The organism is Thermoactinomyces mirandus (assembly GCF_013868055.1).
Lineage (GTDB): Bacteria > Bacillota > Bacilli > Thermoactinomycetales > Thermoactinomycetaceae > Thermoactinomyces > Thermoactinomyces mirandus.
On sequence record NZ_JACEOL010000010.1, the window covers coordinates 1 to 24054 of the forward strand.

Annotated in this window: 20 protein-coding genes, 3 pseudogenes and 1 CRISPR repeat array; of the genes and pseudogenes, 14 read left to right on the forward strand and 9 right to left on the reverse strand. The window is 40.6% G+C overall.

Annotated elements, in window-relative coordinates; all coding sequences use genetic code 11:
• Positions 1-711: 711 nt before the first annotated feature.
• The 4 genes from H2C83_RS04250 to H2C83_RS04265 are packed head-to-tail and all read right to left on the reverse strand — an operon-like array spanning position 712 to position 7463.
• The gene (locus H2C83_RS04250; RefSeq protein ID WP_220184001.1) at positions 712-2031 is read right to left on the reverse strand and encodes a Wadjet anti-phage system protein JetD domain-containing protein; all 1320 of its coding nucleotides are present in this window, start codon (positions 2029-2031) and stop codon (positions 712-714) included.
• Positions 2032-2088: 57 nt separating this feature from the next.
• Positions 2089-5442: an ATP-binding protein gene (locus tag H2C83_RS04255; RefSeq protein ID WP_181738118.1), complete on the reverse strand. Its 3354-nt coding sequence runs from the start codon at positions 5440-5442 to the stop codon at positions 2089-2091.
• Complete coding sequence (locus H2C83_RS04260; RefSeq protein WP_312853842.1) at positions 5411-6034, reverse strand: DUF4194 domain-containing protein; 624 nt, start codon at positions 6032-6034, stop codon at positions 5411-5413. Before H2C83_RS04260 ends, H2C83_RS04255 begins: the two co-directional genes overlap by 32 nt.
• The gene (locus H2C83_RS04265) at positions 6027-7463 is read right to left on the reverse strand and encodes a Wadjet anti-phage system protein JetA family protein (protein WP_181738120.1); all 1437 of its coding nucleotides are present in this window, start codon (positions 7461-7463) and stop codon (positions 6027-6029) included. The genes H2C83_RS04260 and H2C83_RS04265 overlap by 8 nt, the downstream gene beginning before the upstream one ends.
• Before the next feature lie 322 nt (positions 7464-7785).
• On the opposite strand from H2C83_RS04265, the gene H2C83_RS18315 reads away from it, so the two are divergent.
• Positions 7786-8061 (forward strand): tetratricopeptide repeat protein, encoded by a 276-nt coding sequence (locus tag H2C83_RS18315; RefSeq protein ID WP_220184002.1) that lies wholly within the window; start codon positions 7786-7788, stop codon positions 8059-8061.
• 333 nt (positions 8062-8394) lie between these two features.
• On the opposite strand, the pseudogene H2C83_RS04275 reads toward H2C83_RS18315, so the two are convergent.
• From H2C83_RS04275 to H2C83_RS04285, 3 genes and pseudogenes are all read right to left on the reverse strand, one after another.
• Positions 8395-8631, reverse strand: a pseudogene (locus H2C83_RS04275) (sigma factor); the annotation flags it as partial.
• On the reverse strand, positions 8618-10234 hold the full coding sequence (locus H2C83_RS04280) for a recombinase family protein (RefSeq protein ID WP_181738122.1): 1617 nt from the start codon (positions 10232-10234) through the stop codon (positions 8618-8620). The pseudogene H2C83_RS04275 and the gene H2C83_RS04280, both read right to left, overlap by 14 nt.
• A gap of 54 nt (positions 10235-10288) precedes the next feature.
• Positions 10289-10450 carry a hypothetical protein gene (locus tag H2C83_RS04285; RefSeq protein WP_181738124.1) on the reverse strand — a complete coding sequence of 54 codons (162 nt, stop codon included), beginning with the start codon at positions 10448-10450 and terminating at the stop codon, positions 10289-10291.
• Positions 10451-11156: 706 nt separating this feature from the next.
• Here H2C83_RS04285 and H2C83_RS04290 point away from each other — a divergent pair.
• The 7 genes and pseudogenes from H2C83_RS04290 to H2C83_RS04320 all read left to right on the forward strand — a co-directional run.
• A complete protein-coding gene (locus tag H2C83_RS04290; protein WP_181738126.1) occupies positions 11157-11321 on the forward strand; it encodes a hypothetical protein in 165 nt (54 codons plus the stop codon).
• A gap of 393 nt (positions 11322-11714) precedes the next feature.
• Complete coding sequence (locus H2C83_RS18320) at positions 11715-11855, forward strand: HNH endonuclease (RefSeq protein ID WP_312853843.1); 141 nt, start codon at positions 11715-11717, stop codon at positions 11853-11855.
• The gene (locus H2C83_RS04300) at positions 11800-12339 is read left to right on the forward strand and encodes a hypothetical protein (protein ID WP_181738128.1); all 540 of its coding nucleotides are present in this window, start codon (positions 11800-11802) and stop codon (positions 12337-12339) included. Before H2C83_RS18320 ends, H2C83_RS04300 begins: the two co-directional genes overlap by 56 nt.
• Positions 12340-12772: 433 nt before the next feature.
• Positions 12773-14004: a CRISPR direct-repeat array (repeat unit 31 nt; unit sequence GTTTAGATCGTACCTATGAGGAATTGAAACA).
• A gap of 755 nt (positions 14005-14759) precedes the next feature.
• The gene (locus H2C83_RS04305; RefSeq protein ID WP_181738131.1) at positions 14760-15725 is read left to right on the forward strand and encodes a hypothetical protein; all 966 of its coding nucleotides are present in this window, start codon (positions 14760-14762) and stop codon (positions 15723-15725) included.
• Positions 15718-16083, forward strand: a complete 366-nt coding sequence (locus H2C83_RS04310) for a hypothetical protein (RefSeq protein WP_181738132.1) — start codon at positions 15718-15720, stop codon at positions 16081-16083. The genes H2C83_RS04305 and H2C83_RS04310 overlap by 8 nt, the downstream gene beginning before the upstream one ends.
• 215 nt (positions 16084-16298) lie before the next feature.
• Positions 16299-16457, forward strand: a complete 159-nt coding sequence (locus tag H2C83_RS18440) for an HNH endonuclease (protein ID WP_376766331.1) — start codon at positions 16299-16301, stop codon at positions 16455-16457.
• Positions 16458-16658: 201 nt separating this feature from the next.
• Positions 16659-16856 (forward strand): annotated as a pseudogene (locus H2C83_RS04320) (IS110 family transposase); the annotation flags it as partial.
• Positions 16857-16993: 137 nt separating this feature from the next.
• Here the strand turns inward: H2C83_RS04320 and H2C83_RS04325 are convergent.
• A complete protein-coding gene (locus tag H2C83_RS04325) occupies positions 16994-17356 on the reverse strand; it encodes an Imm3 family immunity protein (protein WP_181738138.1) in 363 nt (120 codons plus the stop codon).
• Positions 17357-17372: 16 nt separating this feature from the next.
• Complete coding sequence (locus H2C83_RS04330; RefSeq protein ID WP_246333740.1) at positions 17373-18671, reverse strand: deaminase domain-containing protein; 1299 nt, start codon at positions 18669-18671, stop codon at positions 17373-17375.
• 992 nt (positions 18672-19663) lie between these two features.
• Between H2C83_RS04330 and H2C83_RS04335 the strand changes: the two genes are divergently transcribed.
• The 6 genes and pseudogenes from H2C83_RS04335 to H2C83_RS17625 form a co-directional block, all read left to right on the forward strand.
• Entirely contained in the window at positions 19664-21097 is a 1434-nt protein-coding gene (locus H2C83_RS04335) for a hypothetical protein (protein ID WP_181738140.1), read from the forward strand.
• On the forward strand, positions 21069-21431 hold the full coding sequence (locus tag H2C83_RS04340) for a hypothetical protein (RefSeq protein ID WP_181738142.1): 363 nt from the start codon (positions 21069-21071) through the stop codon (positions 21429-21431). The genes H2C83_RS04335 and H2C83_RS04340 overlap by 29 nt, the downstream gene beginning before the upstream one ends.
• 11 nt (positions 21432-21442) lie before the next feature.
• Positions 21443-22300 (forward strand): hypothetical protein, encoded by an 858-nt coding sequence (locus H2C83_RS04345; protein ID WP_181738144.1) that lies wholly within the window; start codon positions 21443-21445, stop codon positions 22298-22300.
• Between the two features lie 312 nt (positions 22301-22612).
• Positions 22613-22849, forward strand: a complete 237-nt coding sequence (locus H2C83_RS04350; RefSeq protein WP_181738146.1) for an HNH endonuclease — start codon at positions 22613-22615, stop codon at positions 22847-22849.
• Between the two features lie 16 nt (positions 22850-22865).
• Positions 22866-23072, forward strand: coding sequence for a hypothetical protein (locus H2C83_RS04355; RefSeq protein WP_181738148.1), 207 nt, complete (start codon positions 22866-22868; stop codon positions 23070-23072).
• A gap of 153 nt (positions 23073-23225) precedes the next feature.
• Positions 23226-24054 (forward strand): annotated as a pseudogene (locus H2C83_RS17625) (IS110 family transposase); the annotation flags it as partial.

Below are 24054 nucleotides of genomic sequence, written 5' to 3' on the forward strand. Positions count from 1 at the left end.
GAGCTTTACCGGGCAACCTCTTTTCCTTTGCGAATCCGCAAATGCCCTAATATAATATAATTATAAAATATTATAAAAAATCAATTAATTGCAATATCGAAAAAGCAGGAGGATGATACAATCACTTTCCTAACTGTTGTATGAAACCACAAAATTGACATCATATTTGCTGCATTATGAGAACAGTATGTTTCCGTTCAATAAGTTCCTTCAAAAATTGAACTTTTTCCTTCCGCGACAACCGGAACAAAAAAAGCCCGCATTCTGCTTGATTCAACGCCGACATTTTATCTGCTTCCTCATCCATATCACCAACCAATATTGGCAAAGGCATGGGACAAGAAACGTTGATCCCCTGCCCCAAACCTGTAACAATCACCAAGTGGTTATTCCAGTCCCACCGGTCGCCTCCTATCACTGATTAAAGCGTGCCTCGATATGTGCACTGTTGATGTTGATCAGGTGAACCCTTTTTTTGGAAAAACCGCCCCCTCTTCTTCGGTGAAATAAGCAGACACACCCTATTGATATGATATATATTAATAACATCGTGCCTAGAACAATAAAAGGTTTTGCAGGCGGCGAATACGAGATAAAACAGAAAATATTAGCCAGATATCCTGAGTACCTTAAACAAAGCTGGGGATTAAAAGAGGAGAAAGAGTAACATTATGACGATACTTTTCCGCTTTGATAAGAAAAAAAGTGGCTTTAACCACTGAAATTTGAAGGGATCTCATCGATGCTCTCCTGCTCAATTCGCAATCGATATTGTTCCAACAGCTGTAAGACTTCGTGCCAGGACGAGAAACGTTGGCTTTCCAGCATCACCCTTACTTTTAATACATAGCCGTCATCTATCGGCAATGCCTTGTCTTTATATTTCATAAACGTTGAGGCATCCATCAAAATGGGCTCCGTTTTCTGAAAAAAATTTGTTTTAATAAACTCAAATATGCGAACGCCACCCACATCAATATCACCCCAATGATAAACGGGCATATTCGGACAATTGGATTTTAGATAATTCGCCAATTTGGCAAGAAACATTTGCAGTGTACGGTGTGGGAATCCCCCGGTATAAATTACTAATTCCTGTTTACCGGCGCGTTGCTGAGTCCATTGATGGTAACTTGTTAGATTCTCGATCGTTATAATTCTCTTGCAGTAAATCGAACAGATTTCCATTTCTTTCACGGTCCAGGCAGAAAGCCCTATGTTGCCCAGAAAGCCCTTCGTTGAAACAGTCTCTCCCCGCAGCTGACATTCCAACCAGCCCGAAACATAAACATTTTTCGGGTTTTCCACTATACCTACACTATCCAAATACTCTTCATCCGTCTCAAATTCAATTGGGCTATATTTTTTTAACAATGAAAGAAAACGTTTTTGCACATTCCTTTCAAAATGCTTGGTATCCCTGAACAATTCCTGACTCAGCAATCTTTTGGACTTTCCCGTATCATCAATATTGGGGAGTTTAGACAGCACTTTTACAAGATCTTTATACCCGCTCAAATCATCTAGATCCAATCCACCGCTCTTTCTTTTGGCAAGCTTCAGATCGGTTTCCTGCCACCACTGTCTCACCCACTCCCAAGGGTGGAATTCCAATGGTTGGAGAGTCTCACGCATCCGCTCCATTTTTTTGTGTTTTGGCTCTATTCCTGCAAGTAAATACACTTTCTCCAGTGCATCCACATTTAAATACACTTTTTCCAGTTCCGATCCTTCCTGAAATCTCATCCACGATAATGAAACTAACTCTTCTCTCTCCAGTTCTTGCAAAACATCATGCATCCATACTCTTTTCATAAAGTCCATTTCGTCATAATAATCCTTTTGAAATGGACTTTTTTTCATCGTAAACTGCGGTCTTTGTCTGGAAGGACGCCCGCTCAGAAAGGCCTGGCTACGTTCGTACTTCCTGAGCAGAAATGCTAATACCTGTTCTTGAAATTTGATTTTGAATTGTCTTTCGTTGAAAAAAGGGGCCATACATATCACCTCAATTGCCAATAGATGGAGCATGATTGTTTTCTCGTATTTTCCAGCTTCTAATCTCTTTGCCTATTTTTAAATAGACTGTCAAAATAACTTTTGCTGAGTAAATGCAAAGCTCGATTCCTCTTTCTTTGCTTCTTGTTCATCCTCTTCATCGTCCCAGCGGTCGATCATATCCACAAAACATTGATAATCTACATTGTTTACGATAAGTGTTGTAGTCATTTCCGGTGCCATATGCTGTATTTTTTCGTCCGGTACAGCAGCAATCAGCTGCAAATTCATCTGTTTGATCAGACGGAGCATGGATTGGATACGCTCTTCATCCATCTTATTGAAAGCTTCATCAAACACCATCAGGCGTATGGTTTTTCCGGAACGATAGAGGTGATGAAAAGAGGCCAAAATAGCAATGTAAAATGGCGTTTGCGTTTCCCCGCCGGATTTTTCCTTCAAAACTTGGGAGAAACGGTAATGTGAATCAGATGTAGTGACGATAATATCAAAGTCGAGATAGCGTCTGTAATCCGTAAATTCTTCCAATTCGTCCGCTTCCCCGTGAACTAACATCTCGAATAATTCGTGTAATACCATGGTACGGTCATTATCAGGAATGTTGGAAAATGAACCGAGCTCAAGCATAGGATCCATCAAAGCCTTGTAATACTTTTTGTACTTGTTGCTTTCTTTCACTTCAAAGTGATACTTGTCATCGGAAAAAGGAAAATTTTTCAAAGCAAAGTCCAACTCGTCAAATTCTCGTCGGGCCATCTGAATAGCTTCGCGCAGCTTAAAGATAAAATGAGACTTAAATTCTTCTTCCGACTCTTTGAGCGCTATTTCCACCTTCTTCTGGTAATCGGGAATGTTTAAATGTTCGATATCATAGAGCAGCTTTTCATAAGCTTCATTGTCTTCTGCATCAGTCGACCCGTTAAACGAATATTCAAAGTTGAATTGTTGACGAAGCTCCTTAAGTTTATCAAATTCCTGCCGACAACGGGTCTGATTTCCTTTCCAGTTATTTTCCCAGTTGCCAACTTTTCTGACTATGGACTGATCTTGTTTGACTGTGTCTTCCCAACGATTGAGTGCGCTCTTTTCGGCCATCGGTCCGTGTTCTTCCCGCCACTGTTGCAAGCTTGTCTCAGCTTCCCGCACTTTGTTTTTTTGTAAAAAGATCTTGCTTGCTAAATCCTCTTTCTCACTTTCCAGTCTCCCTTTAGCTTCACTTAACTGCGATCGTTTGTCCGACCACTCTTTTTCCTCCTTCCGCCATTCCTCATATTCCGCTTTAAGCCGTTCAGCTTCTCTCATGTCGAGGGACTCCAATTCTGCACGCTTTGATGCAAGCATCTGAAGGCAAAAATGAAACTTTTCGGGAAAGGAAAGATTTTCACTCAATCGTTTATATTGGGACTGTTTTTCTATCAGTTTCTGTTTCCAGATGTCCAGTTCTTTTTTTAGTGCAAGCAACTCTTCGCGACGTTTTTCGGTTTCAACGAGTTCTGCCTGTTTGAGTTCCAATTGGCGCACAATCGCTTGATTCCCGATGAAAGGAACTTCGTAATTCTTTTTCGGGATCTGCCTGGCAACCAAATTGCTATACACCATACAAGTGCGGGTAACAGCCGTGCGATACTTTCTCAGTTCCTGCTCATTTTCCGCTTTGATTACCTTTCCCAGCAAATGTTCCAAGTGCGCCCAAATCACTGGATGATCAGCTGAAATGACCTGTGCCAGGGAATTCTGCTCGGCAGTCCCCAAATATTTCTTTTCTTTTTCTGTGTCGACCAGCCCGATCCCCTCCAACCTGTGAGTCCATTTTTCCCGTTCATAGACTGACAACGCTTCCGCAAACACATGCGGTTCGACCAACAAGTCAAATCTTTGTGTATTCAGGTATCCTTCAATCGCATCACGCCAGGATTCATCGTTAACTTCCATCTCTTCGCAAAAAATCCATACTTTCGATCGGCTGCTCAGACACTGTTCCAATAAATTTTTCAGCTTTTGTACCGGTTTGGGGTAAGTCCGCTTGCGATTTTGCAAATCGCGTATAATCTGTTGCAATTCCTTTAACTTTTCTTTATTTGCCTCCAGTTGTTCTTTGGTTTGGGAAGCGGCAATTAATACGCGTCCGTAGAAATCGCCGAGCATTCTACCCGCTTCTTGAAAGACCTGTTGAATCTCCTGTTTATTTTCCGTCAGCATCTGTTTCTTCTCCATTTGAGACAGCGCATAGGCGACTGCTTTCCGAAATTGAGCCAGCTTTTCTTGTTCTCCTGCTTGCCATTTCAGCATTTCGTTTCCTGACCAATGAAACAATCCGTCCAGTAGTTTCAACTCCTGTTGCAATCTTTTTGCCACAAGATTAATTTCTTGCGTCAATCGTACCCGTTCATTATTCAACTCTTCGATGTTTTTTTCCAAATCTTTCCTCTTTCGCTCCGCCGCATGACTTTGCCAGATCTCAAAAGCCTTTCCTGCCTGTTTCCGTGCTTCTTCCTGTCTTAGTTCCGCTGAAGCAATATCCTGGTCAAGAATTTTTAATTTTTCTTTTATATGACCCAACTTACGCTCATACTGTTCCTGGATTTCTTGTTGCATGATTACCTTTAACCTGCGAATTACATAATCTTGCTCCTTCACCGTTTCCCGAAGTTTATCATACTGCTGAAACCGTTTCCTGATATCATATAACTTTTCCTTACGTTTTTTCAGCTCTTCAAGTTCTTGTTTGTACCGTTCGTGGATTTCAAAATTTTGTTTCATTAGATCAAGCTGCAATTCCTTTTTGTCCAAAATGTAATCATATACAAAATCGCGTATATCCTCAATCGGTTTAAACGATAAAGCTTTTGTAAATACGGAAAAAAAACGCTCATGCAATTGTCCCATACGGGCCAACAGAGCTTTTTGAAAATTGGATTTGTTTCGCTCAAAAATAACTTTTTTACGTATTCCTCCACCTCCGTAAAAACGCCGGAATTCCTCACGGTTGCGAAGATGTCCGGAAGGATTGACAAACTCGAGATCATCGAGCCGTTGTTCAGCTAGAATAAAATATTCCTCGTCATAAGAATGATCTCGAAATACGTCGATAACTACTCCCACAACAAACGATTCCTTTTTTTCATCATCACAGAACTCGGCTGTTATATAGGTAGTAAAATCACCATCCCTCAAAAACGTACGATTGTCATTTCCAATTTTGCCTTTTAAATAATTGATCATCGTACGCTTTGTCTCATCGTGGGCTGCAGGATTGAAGCGTATTTTTCTTTGGTCTGCGACAAACAACACTTGCATCGCATCGATGACAGTCGACTTACCAGCACCACTTTTTCCTGTAATCAAGGTTTGTTTGCCAAATTCCATCGTTTCATCGCCAAAATAATGCCAGTTAATCAGCCTTAACTTTTTCAGCCACTTCATCTAATGGCTCTCCTTCCTGCCCGTTTTCTCCATATCTCCTAATTTTTTCGTGAATTGTCTGCAGTTGATCGACATCTATGACATAAAGCCAGGTGTGAAATAAACGTAAACGGCACTCATCGGACCGGATGTCGCTATCGAGAGTGTCGGCCAAATAATATTTCTCACATAATTTCACCATTTTTTCGAGATTGGTCCTTTTGAGCCAAGAAAAGCGGAATGTTTCATATTTGCTGCGAATTTCGTGAATCGTTGTGATGGGAAACTCACTTAATGACAAGCCTTGACGCTTCTCCTCGTAGATTAGCCGCAAAATCAATAACCAGATGCTTTCATCACGGCTTAAACTCCTGCGCAAGCCGTTGTTGGAGGCATAAAGGAAAACACATTCGTGCCGCTCGTCCACAATCAGGTCCCAGCTGAGAAAGCGGAAAAATTGCTCCAAAGCTTGTCTGTGTCGGCGAATGAGCATATAAGATTCCCTTTCCTTCTCTTTGACAAGAAAATTGACAGCGATCAAGCGATTAATTACCGCACGCACGCGTTCCTGTTCCAGTTCACTTAAATTATTTAACATATTGATGCTAACCACGCCCCCTTTTCCGGATAATGCGGTGGTCCGTAAAACGGTATGGACCGATATGCAAGATACGCCTTGCATCAGAGCGTTTTAGTTCAAAAGCAGAAGCTCCATCCTGACCAAACAAATAAACATAAGCCAAAAACAAAAATTCTTGCAAATTGGAAGGAGCCAGTTCTTCCAATCCCATCTCTGGCCGATTACCTAACTTGCTCAGTACATAACGCTCCACTTTTTCTCGGGTGACCGTTTTTCGCATTCGCTTAAAATTTTTTTCACGCAATTTTTTCTTTAGTTCGTTTGAGACAGGCACCACTACATGAACTTCTGGCTGATGCTGTTTTCTTTTGCGGCGGGGTGAAAAGAGGGAACTTTCAGTTAACAAATCGGTTTGCTGGAGACGAAACAATTCTGACCATAGAATCTTATCAGAATTTATTTCCTTAATATCTGCAAATTGCTCTAACACATCAGCCAATTGCTGGTCCAGCCCTTGATTTTGCTGACTCAAGTAACGGGCCCGATCATACGAAGAGCGCAAATATTGATTGTGCCTGATATCAATTTGGTTAAAAATCTGGTCCAATCCGCTGTATGTCTGATCAATTCGGTGGAGCGCATCAAGTATATCTTTTTCCGCTTCTTCCCGGGACTGATAAAATTGGCTCTGTAGCCCGTCAGTAATCGTTTCCTCCAAAAGATCTCTATCAAGAAGCCATTTTTGCACAGTTTCTAAAATATGCAAACTATAGCGAGACACATGATCCGATGTTCTTAAGCGATGGTAACTCTTGTCAACAATTTTGGATTGATAAACCTTAAAATGGTGATCAAGAACATCTTGAATCGTCTTTTTTTGCACAACCTGCTCCACATGATGCTTCATATTGTTGTAAAGTGTAATCAGTTCCTTCTCAAATTCAATAGTATATCGCCTAGCCTCGAGAACGGCGAAACATGGTCGGCGTTTTGCTTCTTGTCCGGTTAAAATTTCATAAGTGACAAAGGCAAAACGCTGGTACTCTACTGCCCTTGCTTCACAAAGTTCTTGAAACAAGGCCAACATTCTGCTGGAATAATGGGGAAGAACAATGTACTCTTCAAACTGATCACGAACTTCGATATCAATCCATTTGAGCGCTGCCATCCGGCGAATCATGGCATTTGCCTGCGCTCTGGACAATTCATCAAGACTGATTTGGGATTTGGTGCTATCTGGGAACCTACCATTATCCTCGTCATCGAAACTAATTTCCAGCCCAAGCTCTCGATGTGTTTCGATCAACTCCTGCAATAAGTCGCGCATAACGTTCAAGCGGACTCCGAATTTTTCCCGTTGCGAGAGTTCAAACATTCGCAATAATGCTTCTGCATACAAGTGTTTATTAGTTCCTGTCAGTAAATGAAAGAATTGCTCCGGTAAAACTTCAAATAATCTCATCGTGAATTCTCCTGAATTGATATGCTATATCTTAACTATAGCAGATAGAGATCAATAAAAAATAGAGAATTTTATATAATTATATTAATGTATTCTGTGATATACAACAGATAGATAGAAAAACCTAACTGGCTACCCGTTAATATTGGCAACTATGTGTTTGTCCAGAGCAAATCTGTGTATTTTGTACAGATAAGTCGGACACAGAAAAAACAACTAATTGACCATGAAATATAAGCTAATACGGACAAATAACTGCCAGTATGTCGACTTGATTTAAAAATTTAGCTGAAAATGAAATAAGACGGCGAAGACTTAACCGGTGGATTTTATAATTGATATGTTCTATAAGAAAACAGAAACTCAAACCGGTGATCGGTTTGTACTAACTATTTATCCAAAAGTCAACCCGGAAGAAGGAGAAATGTGGCTGAGAAAAGCAGCTGAAGCACAAGAATCTGTAGCAATGAGAGTATTAGGGTATCGATTATTGGTGGGACAAGGACTGGAACAAAATATAGAAGAAGGAGAAAAATGGTTGCAAAAAGCAGCGGAAGCAGGAGAAGTAATTGCCATGCGTGAATGGGAAACTATTTGATTAATGGACTCACCAGTCAGCCGCAAAATAATAAATAAATCATTGCAGCCAGCTGTCCCCTCAAAACAGATACCAGAGAAATTTTTCTTCAATTTTAACATGAAACAGCCCCGGAACTTTGGTTTTTGAGGCTGTTTTATCCTGTTTTGAGAGATGCAGCCTTTTGGTTATATGCATTGATGATACAGATTGCTCTTTACCTTTTTTTCATGTGTGATTTAGAAGATAAATCTGTTTAAACGAAGTATGCTTCAAGCATGAAATAGGCCTGAAGCAGCAGTTCGTTTCTCCAGCGCAGGAGGGGGCTTCTGGACATAACAGATAAACAGTTGATGTTAACTCGTTCCCTTCTTTATCTGTACCAATAGGATCGTGCAGAGAAACATCTTTTCGTGTTTTTTTCAAGGAACGCAAAAACATCAGTATCTCATTTTCCACACACCGGGCCGCGTAGGTGGCCAACTTTGTTCCTTTTCCCAATTGGTAAGATTCAATCGCCTTGATCAGACCAATCGTGCCGATTGAAATCAGATCTTCATTATCCTCCCCCGTATTTTCAAATTTTTTGATGTTTCAGACTGGAATCGATGTTCATTTGTTCTGCCAAGGTATCTATGTAACCGACTAATGTAATCTGACACTGGGTATTACTTTCATCAAACCTGAGAATAATTTCATCGATCAATGACTGAATGATGTTTCGTTTCTTGTCATAGGGGATTTCCGATGGATGACGAAACATCTTTTCAAGATGAGCCAGCACCTGCCTGGCTCGTTCTTTTGCTTCCTGGCTTTTCAGACTTTCACTTATATGTGCCTGGTATCTTTCTGACTCTGCTTTCAATTTCCTTAACTCTTTATTGATTACACTTAAGTCTTTCATCATCTCTTCTTCGGATATGACTTCCCGTCGAAACATAATTTTCACTTTTTCCCGTTCTTTTTCCTTTTCCCGAATCCCTTTCCTGATGATTTCCATCGCTTCCTGAACCTGCTGATTCAAGTTCTCTGTCGACTTTTCCAATTGACGCTCGATGCTGTTCCGATCCACTACTGACTGTAAAATGAGATTCCAGATGTATGATTCTATCAACTCCGCCCGAAGTGTTTTGGTTGGACATTTATACACTCCCTCTCCATATTTTTTCGGATTTTTGTTCGGACAGCGATAACAGCGATATCTTTTAATTTTCCCCGTTTTCTTGTTTCTTCTGCCCGAATAAGTGGTTCCATTCCAGATACGGCCGCAATGTCCACAACGAATCAAGCCTTTCAATAAATATTGGTATTTTATATTGCCTGCATTTGTCAGATTTTTCTTGCGTTGCTCCTGTGCCAGTTCAAACAGACCCTTGTCAATAATGGCGGGAACTTCTGCGACCACCCATTCGGATTCATCGCGAAATTCAATCGTTCTTTTGGGATTGCCGCTTTTTGTTTTTTCTCCTTTCACTTTCTTTACCTTCCGGCGGTTATATCGATAAATCCCAATATAAATTTCATTGGTCAGGATCCGATTGATCGAGGATTGATGCCAACTTTTCCCCCTGCGTTTCGGTTGAACTCCTAATTGGACCAGACGGTTTCCGATCTCGCGAAGGGTCAACTGCTGATTGACATACCAATCATAGATTTTCCGTACGACCTTCGCTTCTTCCTCATTAATAACCAGCTGAGAATCAACCAGATCATAACCAAACGGCGGGCAACGCATCGGCATGATTTTATTTTTCTTTTCCACTGCTTTCAGGCGTCCCCGACTTGTCCGTTTTCGGATCAAAGACAGTTCATATTGGGCAATGGCCGACTGGATATTAAAAAAAAGATTCCCCTCAGGCGTATTTTGATATTCGGTATCACAAAAAATCAGCTCCACATCATTTCGTTTAAATTCCCCACAGACAATCAACTTGTCGACCATATTCCGGCTTAAGCGATCCGGATGGACACAAATAATATGGGATATTTCCTTATTGGCAACATCCTGCCTCAAGCGATTCATTTCCGGACGATCAATATCTTCGCCGGATACGCCATTTTCTTTATAAACTTCGATATCAGACAGCCCCAGTGAATGAGCTTTATCCTTACACATTTCAACCTGTGCCTCCAAACTGGTTCCTTCCGTTGCCTGCAAACCCGTCGAAACCCTGGCATAAATCGCTACCTTCATCCGTGTCCTCCTTTATGGAACACATATCAATAACAAAATTAAAATAAACTGGCTTCAGCCAGTTCGATTCAGATTCCTTAACGCCAATTCAACGAGTAATTGAACCACCCTCTCTTTTGCCTTTAACGCCTTTTCCACCTCTTCCCTGGTTCTTGTACGCTCCTGTTTTACATAAACAAATTGAATCCGATTCTTTCCGGCAGAGACCTTGTTCATTATTTCAACACCCTCTTGGCCAGGTTAATAAAATCCTATGAAACCCAAGGATGTCCTATGATTAAATCCAGCCAATTTTTTAGTGAAGAAAGCACTTGATGGTTCAAGAGGGGATTTACAGGAAAGGGTATGCCAAAAAGAAAAAGGCCCTTTTTTGGCCAGTTGTTTTTCTGATCTTCGCCCGGATGTCCATACTGGATTCAAACAGGGGAAACCTGTGAACATTTTGTTCAACTTTTTTGTTCGAGTGCTTGCTTGTTGTTGTCGCTGCGCAATTGATGACCTTCCGGGATGGCATTGGGAACTTTGGGCCTAAATCAGAAGCGGAGCAGTGGGAGAAAGGAAAGGCTGGAAATGATGGTCCCTTCCTGCAAAGAAAAGTGTCCTGTGAACAACAAGTTTCATTCATTGATTTCGATCCAGACACAAATTAAGGAAAAAGATAAAAACCAGCTCATGATACATCTGTTATACAAAATTGAGAGGAAAGTCCGCATAGCAAAACCAGCTGGCCAAGCGCGTCAATCAATCAGAAAAAGCACAAGCTATCGTTTCCTCTTCAATGAGGTGGATCTATTGAGACATGATCGTGGGAGATATATCTGCCTGCCCTGCAAAAAAGTTTCAATCCTCTTAAACGACTCATAAAAGATGACGGAAACAACTAGACATTTTAGGAAAATTTTATTCACATCAGTTAGCCGGGTTGGGATGGCTGGCTCAATATCGGGGAATAAATGTGGAGATTGATGATCCATTATGTCCACGTGAGATTTTCCAGACTCATCAGTTTGTTTATCCTGAAGTAGATTGGATTCCGGAAGATTTGAAAGATAAGACGTGGAAGGATTCTGTTGCCGGGAACTACTGAACATCGGGTTCATGATTGGGGGCCTGTGAAAAATAAACGTGGAAAAAGACGAGCACTACTGTAAGGGGAAGTATGTGATGATTTGTTCATATCTTCCCTTTTTTTTGATAAAGGGATGTAATCAGAGATGCAAGTGGGTAAAGCTTTATGGAAAAATAATTTCAGAGTTGTTTTAACCGATCCCTGGTCAGTTTAAATTAACTATGAGTTGGTATAAATAATAAACCTGGAAAAGATAGGTTAAGTGCATTTATTGATAAAAATCCTATTTTTTCACATAACTTAAGCGAGAATGAATTAAAAGCTTTGAAGTCTGGAAGAGCTTCTATATTAGCAAAATTAAATAATAACCCGAAATAAAAAAGTAAGTTTCTTCAAGCTAATATCAACTGGATTGAAAAAGGAAACACCCCTGTTGGTTATACATGGCACCATCATCAGGATAAAGAGAAAATGCAATTAGTAAAAACAGGAGTTCATGGTAATACAAAGCATACAGGTGGACGTCAAATCTGGGCTGGAGGCCGTTCATAACAAAAAAAGAAGAAAAATGGATAAGGAAATTCAATTTTTTGTTAAAAAGTCCATTAATGAGCACAAAGAAGAAGTCATTTGTGGTTTTCAAGTTTTGTTTCAATATCCATTTCATCCAGATGCTACATTGTTAGAGGTAAGAGGAGATACAGGTTCTTTTGGTATTTCGGTTACGCAAATGAATGGCTGGGGGAAATCTGTACAAAAAAATGCTTATGGGGAAAATGTTGATTTAGAAGGATTTGTATTTGACGCTTATGCAATAATCGAACAAGACTACAATGAAATTATTAATGATTTAGATTTGGCTGCCGATATAGACGATTATGCCAAGGAATATTTTGTTCCCTTTTTTCAGGAATACTTCAATCTGGCAGGAGGAAAAAAGAAGGCAAAGCTTCCATTTTATTTATATTATCCAAACTCCATGAATGCTTATGATTTGGTTAAAGAAAAATGGCTTGATGAAGAGGAATATCTCTGAAAAAGTAAAAAAACCAAGGCCTGGGGTATGTCCTCAAGCCTTTATTAATGAAAAAATACTGTTAACTTCCCCTTTGCCAAAGAAGGTTTTGTTGATTCAAGAAACAGCTGGAATTTAACCAGCAAAAACAAATATCCATGAACTGGTAAATCATACGGAGAAGAAAAATTTGAATAAGGTACTTTCTTACGACTTTCCTCCAGAAACTGATATGGTTAAAATGAAAATATGCCTCAGATGAATTAGTGGTTATAATTTGTCGTCGACCGTGAGTAGAGGAGTAAACCCGGGAGATCGACGACACCGAATATTCTGATAAATATTCTGGAAACTAGCATCATTCCTGGATTCTTTATTTTTTCGCTCAAAAATGAGTTCGTTAAGAGGAAAATGGGGTCATTTGTAGAATGGCTTAATAACGGCACTTTTTGGGGTTTAGATCGTACCTATGAGGAATTGAAACATAAAATTTCCCGGCGTATAGGTCGGGTTGGTAACCTGGTTTAGATCGTACCTATGAGGAATTGAAACAGCTAACTCACGTTCAAAAAAAATTGCATCATAATCGTTTAGATCGTACCTATGAGGAATTGAAACAAAACGGTCGAAAAGCGGTCAAATCAAGTTCAATACCATAGTTTAGATCGTACCTATGAGGAATTGAAACATATCTTGACCGGAGAAAAGCTTACACCTGAGCACAGGTTTAGATCGTACCTATGAGGAATTGAAACACCAAGAATGAATTGCGCGAATGGTTGGGATATGAAGTTTAGATCGTACCTATGAGGAATTGAAACATGGTCGCTAGATAGCCCGAAACATCGTGATTTGGTTTAGATCGTACCTATGAGGAATTGAAACCCCATATAGTCCTGATAGTCCCACGACGGCATTTGAAGTTTAGATCGTACCTATGAGGAATTGAAACCAAACCCCCTTGTGCCGATAATCCGTCCTTCATCATCGTTTAGATCGTACCTATGAGGAATTGAAACATATCGCGATATGCCTACGAGTTACCCCAGCGCCGAGTTTAGATCGTACCTATGAGGAATTGAAACATCGTCGTGTCATTGCGTATTATTCATACGCGCATGTTTAGATCGTACCTATGAGGAATTGAAACAGCTATACCTCGCGTATGATCCCGTAAACAAACGAAGTTTAGATCGTACCTATGAGGAATTGAAACAAATCAAGCCACTCACAACCCATCGTAATGTCCAGGTTTAGATCGTACCTATGAGGAATTGAAACATGGTTAAAATGGGAAAAGAATAGGTTAATACGAATTGTTTAGATCGTACCTATGAGGAATTGAAACAGGACACATATTGAGAAAGCCAAGAAAGAACTTGGCAGTTTAGATCGTACCTATGAGGAATTGAAACTGTTGACAACATCGACATGGCCGACTTGAACAATGACGTTTAGATCGTACCTATGAGGAATTGAAACTCTAGCCATGCGAAAGCTTGGCATGTGCGAACAGGAGTTTAGATCGTACCTATGAGGAATTGAAACTAGCCACCGCAATGGTTATTTCTTGCTGCTCTTTGTTGTTTAGATCGTACCTATGAGGAATTGAAACGAATAAGCTTGGTCATGAAGCTTTTTCCGGACATTTGTAGGTTTAGATCGTACCTATGAGGAATTGAAACAATTTCAGTTCCAATTACCGCGACCTCCTTCCGATTCGGTTTAGATCGTACCTATGTGCTCATGATCTTCTTTGTACACTTTCGGGAGACGGGAGAAGCCCGCATCCCAAACGGTCTTCCGTCATTCACCTTGTAAATCTTTCATGGTGTTTATGGCGAATTTTGCATAATGATCTGTTAGTCCTTTCTTGAACCAGCCACGCTTTTTTGGAAGCCTCCCTATTTCCTTTTCAGCTGCTTCACCATCTGGATCGCTTTGGTCCTGCTTCCTAGATTTGGTTAAAGGAGTTTACTTGCCTTCGATTTTATATGAAGTGTGAATTATCTCTTTATTTTGACCGCTTCGATTGTTTTTAATCCTATCTATATTGCTGTCAATAGGATGCTCTTCACTATATCTGGAGAAGAATGTTTCGGTTCTCTCCAAGGGCCAGAGGGAGCTTTTTATTTTTATCTCTTAACGCTTGGTTAAAATTCAAATCATCCTCTTTAAGCCACCTGATAACTGATCATTGATCTCCTCTGCACCCATCTTCTCTTGATCATCTCGTCGAATTTCCTTTATCTAATGGAGTACAACTATTACTTTTTTCATAAATATCATAAATATGTAGAATTTATTTATGGTTAAGACATAATTTTTTGTGTTAATTTATTGTTTCTCATGGTATACCTAATATTCCTAAAAATAAAAAAGAGGAGGAACACAGGTTGCGGTAAGCAAAGAATACCGTACGTTTTTCGTAACCCAAAATTATGCGTAAACAACTTTATCAATTTCTCCTTGTCCTGTTGATGATCTTTGCAGGAAGTATCATCTTGGCTAGTGACGCAGTTTATGCCGGAGGCAGTTTTGATGTTCCCGAGGTGAATGAGGAATTTCATCAATTTGACCAAACTCCTCCCTCTCAACAGGAGCAACCGGTCAACACATCGCCTGTAACAGAAGAAAAAGGATTCTGGGACTCGATCACTGAGCCCTTTACGAAAGCATGGGATTGGACAACCGACAAGATTTCTGACGCCGTGGACTGGACGACGGAAAAAGCATCCGCCTTTTGGGATTGGTTGACCGGGGTCTTATCGAAGATCACCGATGTGGTCGTGGATGCTCTGGCTGCCACCTGGGATTGGACTCAAAAATTTAAAGAGTACATAGCCTTTGCAGGTGTCTTGATTCCGGGCATCGCCCTGTGCTTTTTTGCTCCTCCGCTCGGAGTTTCCGTGCTGACCGGGATGACCTTGTCCCTATTTATCGGTGCCGGATTGAACGGATGGAAATTTGACAAGATCGTCTTTCTGGAAGCAGCCATCGGCGGACTGCTCGGCCTGGTTGGCGGAGGCATTACCGGCGGGGCATCCCGCGCCATGGCCAGTGGTTTTGGCAAAAAACTGTTGACAGGTGCAGCCAACTCCAGAGTGTTGGACCCTCTGGCCAGAGGCGGCAGCAAGCTGATCAGCAAATTGCCCAAGCCGATGCAACAAGTCTTTGGCAAGGCCGGATTGATCGGATCTGTGGAAGGCGCAGGCACCAGTATCGCCGATGACCTTCTGCATGGCCGAAAAATCAATTGGAAAAAAGCCTTGCTGTCTGGTGTAGCCGGAGCTGCACTGGTAGGCGCAGGAGGCCTTTATCGTTCCCAAAGTGGAACCGATCGTAAACAAAGTAACGACTGCCTTTCAAAAAGCCCCCATCGTCAAGGCTGTCAAACGGGTGGATGATTGCCTCCCCTTCGCCTACCAACAGCCAACACAGGGTTATATAGCACTGGTAGGATCACCTAATAATGGATTTTTTAGTTGTATACGTACCCAATTAAATCAAGAAACCGAAAATAAATTAGGAAATCTTAAAACAAAAATTGATCTCAAATATAGACGGAACAATCATCCAAATAAACCATCAAATCTTCAAGCGGGGGTAAAGAATTTCTCAGTGGAATTTATTGATGACCCTGATGGGGGAAAAATTTGTATTCCCAATGATAAACGCGAACCATTTCATGTAAGATATTCAGAGTATGCTGGAGAACAAAAAACAAAAACTACAAGCCTGGGTCGGACATATTCAGTTAAATAAGATGAAAATGGAATACCTGATTTCACTCAATATGCAGTAAAAGATAAGGACGGCAATCCTCTCGAAATAATATTACCAGATGATGCAATAGTAGGTCCTAGCAATTCACAAACAAGTTTTGCAACAATACTATTAAAGGAAAAATATCCTAATTGGGAGAAGGATTTTAACTTACAGAATCACAAATTAACGCTATTAAAAGTAATAAAGGTTCTATAGGTCCAACCGGCAGAGGAAAGGAAAAGTATGCTGAAAAATTGACGTGGCATCATGATATTGAAACAGGGAAATTAATTTTAGTACCATGGGATCTAAATAACGCATTTAAGCATACAGGCGGTCATAAATTCTGGGGGCAACAAAAATTAGATTAAATGAGGTGGAAATAATATGATTGAATTTCGATTGTTAGATAAAACTGATGGTCTTTGCAGGAAATATCATCTGGGGCGATGAAATAGCTCATGCCGGCGGCATTTTTAATGTTCCCGAGGTGAATGAGGAATTATCAATTTGACCAGGCTCCTCCCTCTCAACAGGAGCAACCGGCCAACACACCGCCTGTACTTCTAAAGGTTCTGTTTGGGATTGAACCAGCAGGTCACTACTGGATGAGCTTGGCTGAGTTTCTTGAGAGACACGACATTAAAACAGTTATGGTTAACCCGATGCATGTAAAGAAGAGTAAAGAGTTGGATAACAATTCTTCCACCAAAAAAGATGAAAAAGATGCTCATGTTATTGCCAGATTGATTCAAGATGGGCGGTACTCCAAACTCGGCCGGGTTTAGTTAATCTATGAAAAATCAGATGCTGATCGAATCGTTTTCGCTGCTTTTTCTCCTTATGATTGCTGTTATCTCATCGTTCAAATTTCTTGTACTCTTCAGAAGTTGTCTTTTATGTAAAATCAAGCTATTGGACTATAGTCTATTTGAACACATTCCAGCCCTTTTAAAACACGATTTATCCTTTTTGAGAGGTCTTCAATTTCTTCCGGTGTTAATTCATGTTGAAGTTTATCAAAATTTACATTTGTCAGTTCTTCTGTAATCGCTTCAATATTACCAATAAATACTTTTTCGTGATGTAATAAAATTTCACCTAATGCAGTATGAACTAGCAAACTCTCCGTTTTTCCCTCATTGCATACCGTTTCAAATTCATAAAAGGTTTTTGCAACAGCGTGTCTATAACTTAATTTATCAGCTATACAGTCTTCGTAAGTTTCTTTCACAGCTTTCAGCAGTTCGTCATATTTCCAATCTTCCACCAAAAACCCCTCCAAATTACTTTATTAATCTGTTGCCGTTGTTATGGACAATATCTAATTCGATATTTGGATACTTTTTGGCGAACTCTGCTATTACCCTGCTACAACTGGCACAGGTATCCAATTCGGTGAATAACTTAATCTTCCCAATTGCTTTTGTATTATCCCCCAGTCTGGCTGCGAGATCATTAAGAATCTTATATTCAGTATCTGAATCCCTGGGGAAGAAATCCCCTTTAATATTTGGTGCTTGATATGCAGTAAACACTGGGTTTTTAGGTTTTACTGAAATATCAGGGACTCTTTCTGATAAAGTTCCGGTAAGTTCATCAATAGAGCTATGAGCGTAAAACTCAGTTTTGCTAATTCCATCAATATGAACTTCTGCTAAAGCAAAGTTACCTGATTTTTTATATTTACCTGGCAAGGATCTTCTTAATTCTTTAACTCTGTTAACGATATATTGTTCAGTCTTTAAATCAATTGGTCTGGTTTTAAAAACTTTACCTCTAACCTTATTTGTAGCAGTATCTATATGTATTCCCGTTGCTTTATCTCCATTTTCAGCAAACTTCTGTAACCACTGGCCGAATTCCGTGTCGCCAATTTTCATTGGCATACTCGATGCCAATGAATCTCCGTTCTTTACGAAAGATTGTGTAAAAGTCTGGATTTCCCTGCTATTCACCCACTTGATAATCTGATCCGAATGGCTGCCAACATATTTCCCGCCAAAGACAAGGACAAATCCCAAACCGGCAGCGATAACCGTTTTCTTCCAGTTGAACTGGCCTTTAAGAAAATCAATAATACTTTGATCGGTACCTCCACCCGCAGCACTGCCAAACATTTTTGGCAAGGCTTTCCCCAACCAGGGCACTTTCCTGGCAATGGAAGCAATAAATGGCGCTCCGGCAACAGAAGCTGCTACCCATTCAAAAACAATGGCTCCCATTCCTGTGCCAATTCCCCAAATCAACAGATCTTCCAGCATGGCTTCACTCATAAACTCATTTCCTGAGAACCAGGAAACAATCCCGCCAAAAATAACTCCACCAAGGATTCCAATACCGACTGCCAAAACAAAGGCTCCACCGAAAATAACTGCTGCAATCCCGAAGATTGTTAAAACGATTAAACTAAAAGTTTCATGCTCCAATATCCAGTTCCATATAGCCGTACCGGAATCTACGATTATTTTGGCGATCCTGGAGATAACCTCTACAATGCCATCCCAGGCGGTGGATGCTGTTTCTTTAGTCCATTCCCAGGTATCGGAAACCTTTTCTTCGGCCCAGTTCCAGGCACTTTCCAATGATCCGCTGATCTTCTCCCCGATTCCGCCTTCTTCTGCCTGCGCATTTGGGGGCATGGGCGGTTCATTTTGCGGTTGGGAGGGCTGTTCAAACTGCCCAAACTCCTCCTGCACGTCTGGAATTTCAAAACTTCCGCTGTCCGGGTCGGCATAGCCTGTGCAATTGCCAAAAATACCTCCACCCGCCACTACAAGCAGGAAGATAACCAGCCATCGAAGTAGGGTTTTCATGTTAATTAAACCTCCTGCAAAAATTTCGTTTTGGAGGGGCTCTGTTTTCCTTCAACAGTTGTTTTCATTATAATTTGAATATTGATAAATGACTAGCCGATTAAAAAACATGAATAACACATAAAAAGTTGTAGAGGTATGGGAACGGGGTGCGTTGTTTGCATAAATGGCGCAAGTCTTCAAAGGAAAGTCTGTTATTGCAGACGTCAAAAGCACAAGCTACCGTTTCCTCTTCAATGAGGTGGATCTATTGAGACGGCGTTCGCTGTAATCGTTGTTATTACTGGTCTTCTACGTCAATTTCCGAACAACCCCCGGGATTTTTTCGAAGCTCCTGGTGTTCGGAAAAGGATGTTAACTGCCTCTTTGATAGCCGATTATATCATAATAGACAACACGTTTTCACAGTAAAGTCCTCCCGTTTATATAATCAGGATAAAATAATAATTGTTCTTTTTTCCCTTTATTAAATTGATCAGCAAAATTGGCTTATAAAAATCCTTGCCCTAAATTATTTGAAAAAACAATGAGTCGTCCTTCTCGAGATTCCCCTCCTCTATTACCTCTTTTTCAACTTCAATTGACAATGAAACAACAACACTACTTTTTTCATCAATATGTAGGATTTATATATTATTAAGATATAATTTTTATGTTAATTTATTGTTTCTTATGAGTTATGCAATATTCCTAAAAATAAAAAGAAGGAGGAACACTGGTTGCGGAAAGCAAAAAATATTGTACGTTTTTCGTAACCAAAAATGATGCGTAAACAACTTTATCAATTTCTTCTAGTCCTGTTGATGGTCTTAGCAGGAATGATCATCTGGGGCAATGACGCAGTTTTTGCCGGCGGCAGTTTTGATGTTCCTGAGGTGAATGAGGATTTTAATCAATTTGACCAGGCTCCTCCCTCTCAACAGGAACAGCCAGTCAACACACCGCCTGTAACAGAAGAAAAAGGCTTCTGGGATTCAGTCACTGAGCCTTTTTCCGAAGCATGGGATTGGACAACCGACAAGATTTCTGACGCCGTGGATTGGACGACAGAAAAGGCATCTGCTTTTTGGGATTGGTTGACTGGGGTCTTATCGAAAATCACCGATGTGGTCGTGGATGCCTTGGCTGCCACCTGGGATTGGACTCAAAAATTTAAAGAATACATAGCTTTTGCAGGCGTCTTGATTTTGGGCATCGCCCTGTGCTTTTTTGCTCCTCCGCTCGGAGTTTCTGTTCTGACAGGGATGGCCTTGTCCCTTGTCATTGGTGCCGGATTGAACGGATGGAAATTTGACAAGATCGTCTTTCTGGAAGCAGCGATCGGTGGACTGCTTGGCTTGGTAGGCGGGGGCATTACCGGAGGGACATCCCGTGCCATGGCCAGTGGTTTTGGCAAAAAGCTGGTGACAGGCGTAGCCAACTCCAAAGTGTTGGGTCCTCTGGCCAGAGGCGGCGGCAAGCTGATCAGCAAATTGCCCAAGCCGATGCAACAAGTCTTTGGCAAAGCCGGATTGATTGGGTCTGTGGAAGGTGCAGGCACCAGCGTTGCTGATGACCTTCTGCATCGCCGAAAAATCAATTGGAAAAAAGCTTTGCTGTCTGGTGTAGCCGGAGCTGCACTCGTAGGCGCAGGAGCCTTTATCGTTCCCAAAGTAGAACCGATCGTAAACAAAGTAACGACTGCTTTCCAAAAAGCCCCTGTCGTCAAGGCTGTCAAACGGGTGGATGATTGCCTCCCCTTCGCCTACCAGCAACAACACGGTAGTTATACAGCCATGGCGATGTCTCCTTTCGCAGAATTTGCGAAGTGTATTTCTGCTCCGGATACAGGTGGAAGGGGTGGAACCAATGCAAGTACAAGCACCAATTTTACTCGCGCTCAACAAATACAATCCGTACAATGGAACGATGAAAGATTCAGGGGAGTTTCCAATCAAAATAATCTCATTCGGGAATTTGAACGATTAGATATTGAAATAGAAGATATCCCTCATATTGTAAACAGATTGAATAATAACCAAAAAGGGGTATTAGGCGAGTACTTTTTAGATAAAAGGATGACAAGCATCGGTTATGAAAAGTTGCCAAGTAAGGTAGGTGGTGGAAGAAATAATGGAATAGACGGGCTATATATAAGGAGGAATGATCAAGGAGATATTGTAAGTATTGTTGTTGCAGAAGCGAAATGCGAATAGAGGAAAATATGGTAGCATTAACTATTATGATCCTGAAATTAGACAAAATAGAAGAGTAAGGCAAATGTCCCGCGAATGGATTTGGCAAAAGGCAACCGAAATGGTTGATGAAACCGATCCTGCAACACAAGAAGCAGGAAAAATGTTAGTTGCAGCATTATCCAATGATTCATACAGAGGTCCCCTTAATCCAAACGGGCAAAGGCTAACCAGCGACTTAATCGATGCCAGAGGCTACAGAGTAGCTAACCGAAGAGGGCAATGGAGGGAAATCTGGACACATGATCCACAAAATTCAGGTTTACAGGACAATCGTGCGATTTGGAACGAATAGGAGGAATGAATATGTCTCAAGATCTTTTGCAGGGGCTGAAAAATGTTGTTGATAGACATGAAGAAGATTATTTTTTTAAAGTTGAAGCATCAAGAGAAGATCCTACTCTTGGTAACTGGCTAAAATTAGATAGTTTATCTCATCTTTGTTATTCTATGGCAGTGAAAAGGTTGGTTCTGGAGAAAAATGTAATCGAATACAAGCAGCAGTTATATAAATCAGGGAGATATTTGGAGCTGTACATTCTGTCAGAACGTTTAAATGTTCCGCACCATCCCCGTTATGTAAAAGGAGCCACCAACTTCAAGAGTACAGCAGACTATTATGGCGGTTTTTATTCGCCGTTAATCAGCCAGAACAAGCGCCTGATTGAATCAATGGCCCATTTGATTGGCTGGCGCGGGGAAGAAGATTTCAAGGTAAATGATCTGAATCCCGAATTGGGACATTTGGGATTTGCAGTGAAATATATCGTGTTACGGGAAGACGAAAAGGCAATAGAACATTTGGAGACATTATCCCACATGAAATTGCATCGGATGCAAAAAAAGTCAATTGAAGAAGATATGTTTGTATTAAAAGGAATATTGGAGCAGAATCCGGAACAAGTGAATGAAGGACTGGCACAAATATTGAAAAGTGTAAAGGAAATGCGTAAACGTGTGAACATTTTAGGAAAATTTTATGCTCATCCGGTAGCCGGGTTGGGATGGCTGGCTCAATATCGGGGAATAAATGTGGAGATTGATGATCCATTATGTCCACGTGAGATTTTCCAGACTCATGAATTTGTTTATCCTGAAGTAGATTGGATTCCGGAAGATTTGAAAGATAAGACGTGGAAGGATTTTGTTGCCAGGAACTACTGAACATCGGGTTCATGATTGGGGAGCCAGTGAAAAATAAACGTGAGAAAAAGAACGAGCACTACTGTTAGGGGAAGTATGTGATGATTTGTTTGTTCATATCTTCCCCTTTTTTGATAAAGGGATGTAATCAGAGATGCAAGGAGAAAAAGGTTTATTGAAAGATAATTTCAGAATTGTTTTAACCGATCCCTGGTCCAGTTTAAATTACTATGAGTTGGTATAAATAATAAACCAGGAAAAGATAGGTTAAATGCATTTATTGATAAAAATCCTATTTTTTCACATAACTTAAGCGAGAATGAATTAAAAGCTTTGAAGTCTGAAAGAGGAAGTGCTTCTATAATAGCAAAATTAAATAATAATCCTGAATTAAAAAGTAAGTTTCTTCAAGCCAATATCGACTGGATTGAAAAAGGAAATGATCCTGTTGGTTATACATGGCACCATCATCAGGATGAAGGGAAAATGCAATTAGTAAAAACAAGAGTTCATGGTAATACAAGGCATACAGGAGGACGTCCGATTTGGGGTGGCGGCCGTTTACAATAAAAAAAGGAGAAGAAAAATGGATAAAAAAACCCAATCTTTAATCAGAGAGTCGATTAATGAAAAAAAAGAAGAAGTCATCCGTAGTTTTCAAGTTTTATTTCAATATCCATTTCATCCAGATGCTACATTTATTATGTTAGAGGTAAGAGGAGATGGTGGCTTATTTGGTCTGACAGTAACTCAAATGAATGGATGGGGAAAACAGCTAACAAAAAATGTATAATGACCCCATCATCTTCCAGACAAAGTTTAAGTTATAATGGAGCATTCCTGTATTTGAAAGACAAAGGGGTTTGAAAAAGAAAAGTACCTCCTGCTAACATACGAGGTGTCCCACTGGCCAGTGGCCCCTTAAATAGCGAAGGAGGTACCCAAATTGAAGTATAAGCAAAATCGTAAAATTGAGCAAATCAACGAATCGACTTTAATCATAGGCGCAGACATTGCTGAACACAAGCACATTGCAAGGGCTGTAGACTTTCGTGGGATTGAATTAGGCAAGACCCTTGCATTTAGCCAATCTCAATCTGGGTTTAGCCAATTGCTTTTTTGGATCAAGTCCTTGATGAAACAGCACTCCAAACAGCATGTGCTGTTTGGGATCGAACCAACAGGCCATTACTGGCTGAGTTTAGCTGAGTTTCTCAAGAAACACGTTCAAGTTGATCATGGTTAACCCGATGCATGTTAAGAGGAGCAAAGAGCTGGACGACAATTCCCCAACCAAAAATGATATGAAAGACGCCTATGTTATTGCCAGGCTAATTCAAGATGGACGGTACTCTGAACCGCAGGTTCCTGAAGGAATCTATGCCGAACTTCGTAACGGCATGAACTTACGAGACCGTTTAATGAAAGACTTGGCCAGCATAAAAGGGCGGATTCAAAACTGGTTGGATCGGTTCTTCCCGGAGTTCCTTGACGTTTTCAGGAATTGGGAAGGAAAAGCAGCGCTTTACTCTCTACAGCACTTTCCATTGTCTTCAGATGTTCAAACAATGAATGTTGAACAAATCGTTCAGGAGTGGAAGCAAGAAATAAAACGGGCGGTAGGTGTGAAACGAGCTACACAGTTATTAGAAGCTGCCAAGGTCTCTGTTGGTTTAACCACATGCCTGTCTATGGCCCGAACAGAATTACAACTGCTTCTCCAGCAATATGAGTTATTACAGACACAAATAGATGAATTGATGGAACAACTCGAA

Coding starts and splice junctions, on each gene's coding strand:
- H2C83_RS04335 (WP_181738140.1), top strand. CDS start 19,664: ATGATGCGTAAACAACTTTATCAATTTCTTCTAGTCCTGTTGATGGTC.
- H2C83_RS04250 (WP_220184001.1), bottom strand. CDS start 2,031: ATGCTCCATCTATTGGCAATTGAGGTGATATGTATGGCCCCTTTTTTC.
- H2C83_RS04345 (WP_181738144.1), top strand. CDS start 21,443: ATGTCTCAAGATCTTTTGCAGGGGCTGAAAAATGTTGTTGATAGACAT.
- H2C83_RS04300 (WP_181738128.1), top strand. CDS start 11,800: ATGGTAATACAAAGCATACAGGTGGACGTCAAATCTGGGCTGGAGGCC.
- H2C83_RS04355 (WP_181738148.1), top strand. CDS start 22,866: ATGGATAAAAAAACCCAATCTTTAATCAGAGAGTCGATTAATGAAAAA.
- H2C83_RS04280 (WP_181738122.1), bottom strand. CDS start 10,234: ATGAAGGTAGCGATTTATGCCAGGGTTTCGACGGGTTTGCAGGCAACG.
- H2C83_RS04265 (WP_181738120.1), bottom strand. CDS start 7,463: ATGAGATTATTTGAAGTTTTACCGGAGCAATTCTTTCATTTACTGACA.
- H2C83_RS04305 (WP_181738131.1), top strand. CDS start 14,760: ATGCGTAAACAACTTTATCAATTTCTCCTTGTCCTGTTGATGATCTTT.
- H2C83_RS04255 (WP_181738118.1), bottom strand. CDS start 5,442: ATGAAGTGGCTGAAAAAGTTAAGGCTGATTAACTGGCATTATTTTGGC.
- H2C83_RS04285 (WP_181738124.1), bottom strand. CDS start 10,450: ATGAACAAGGTCTCTGCCGGAAAGAATCGGATTCAATTTGTTTATGTA.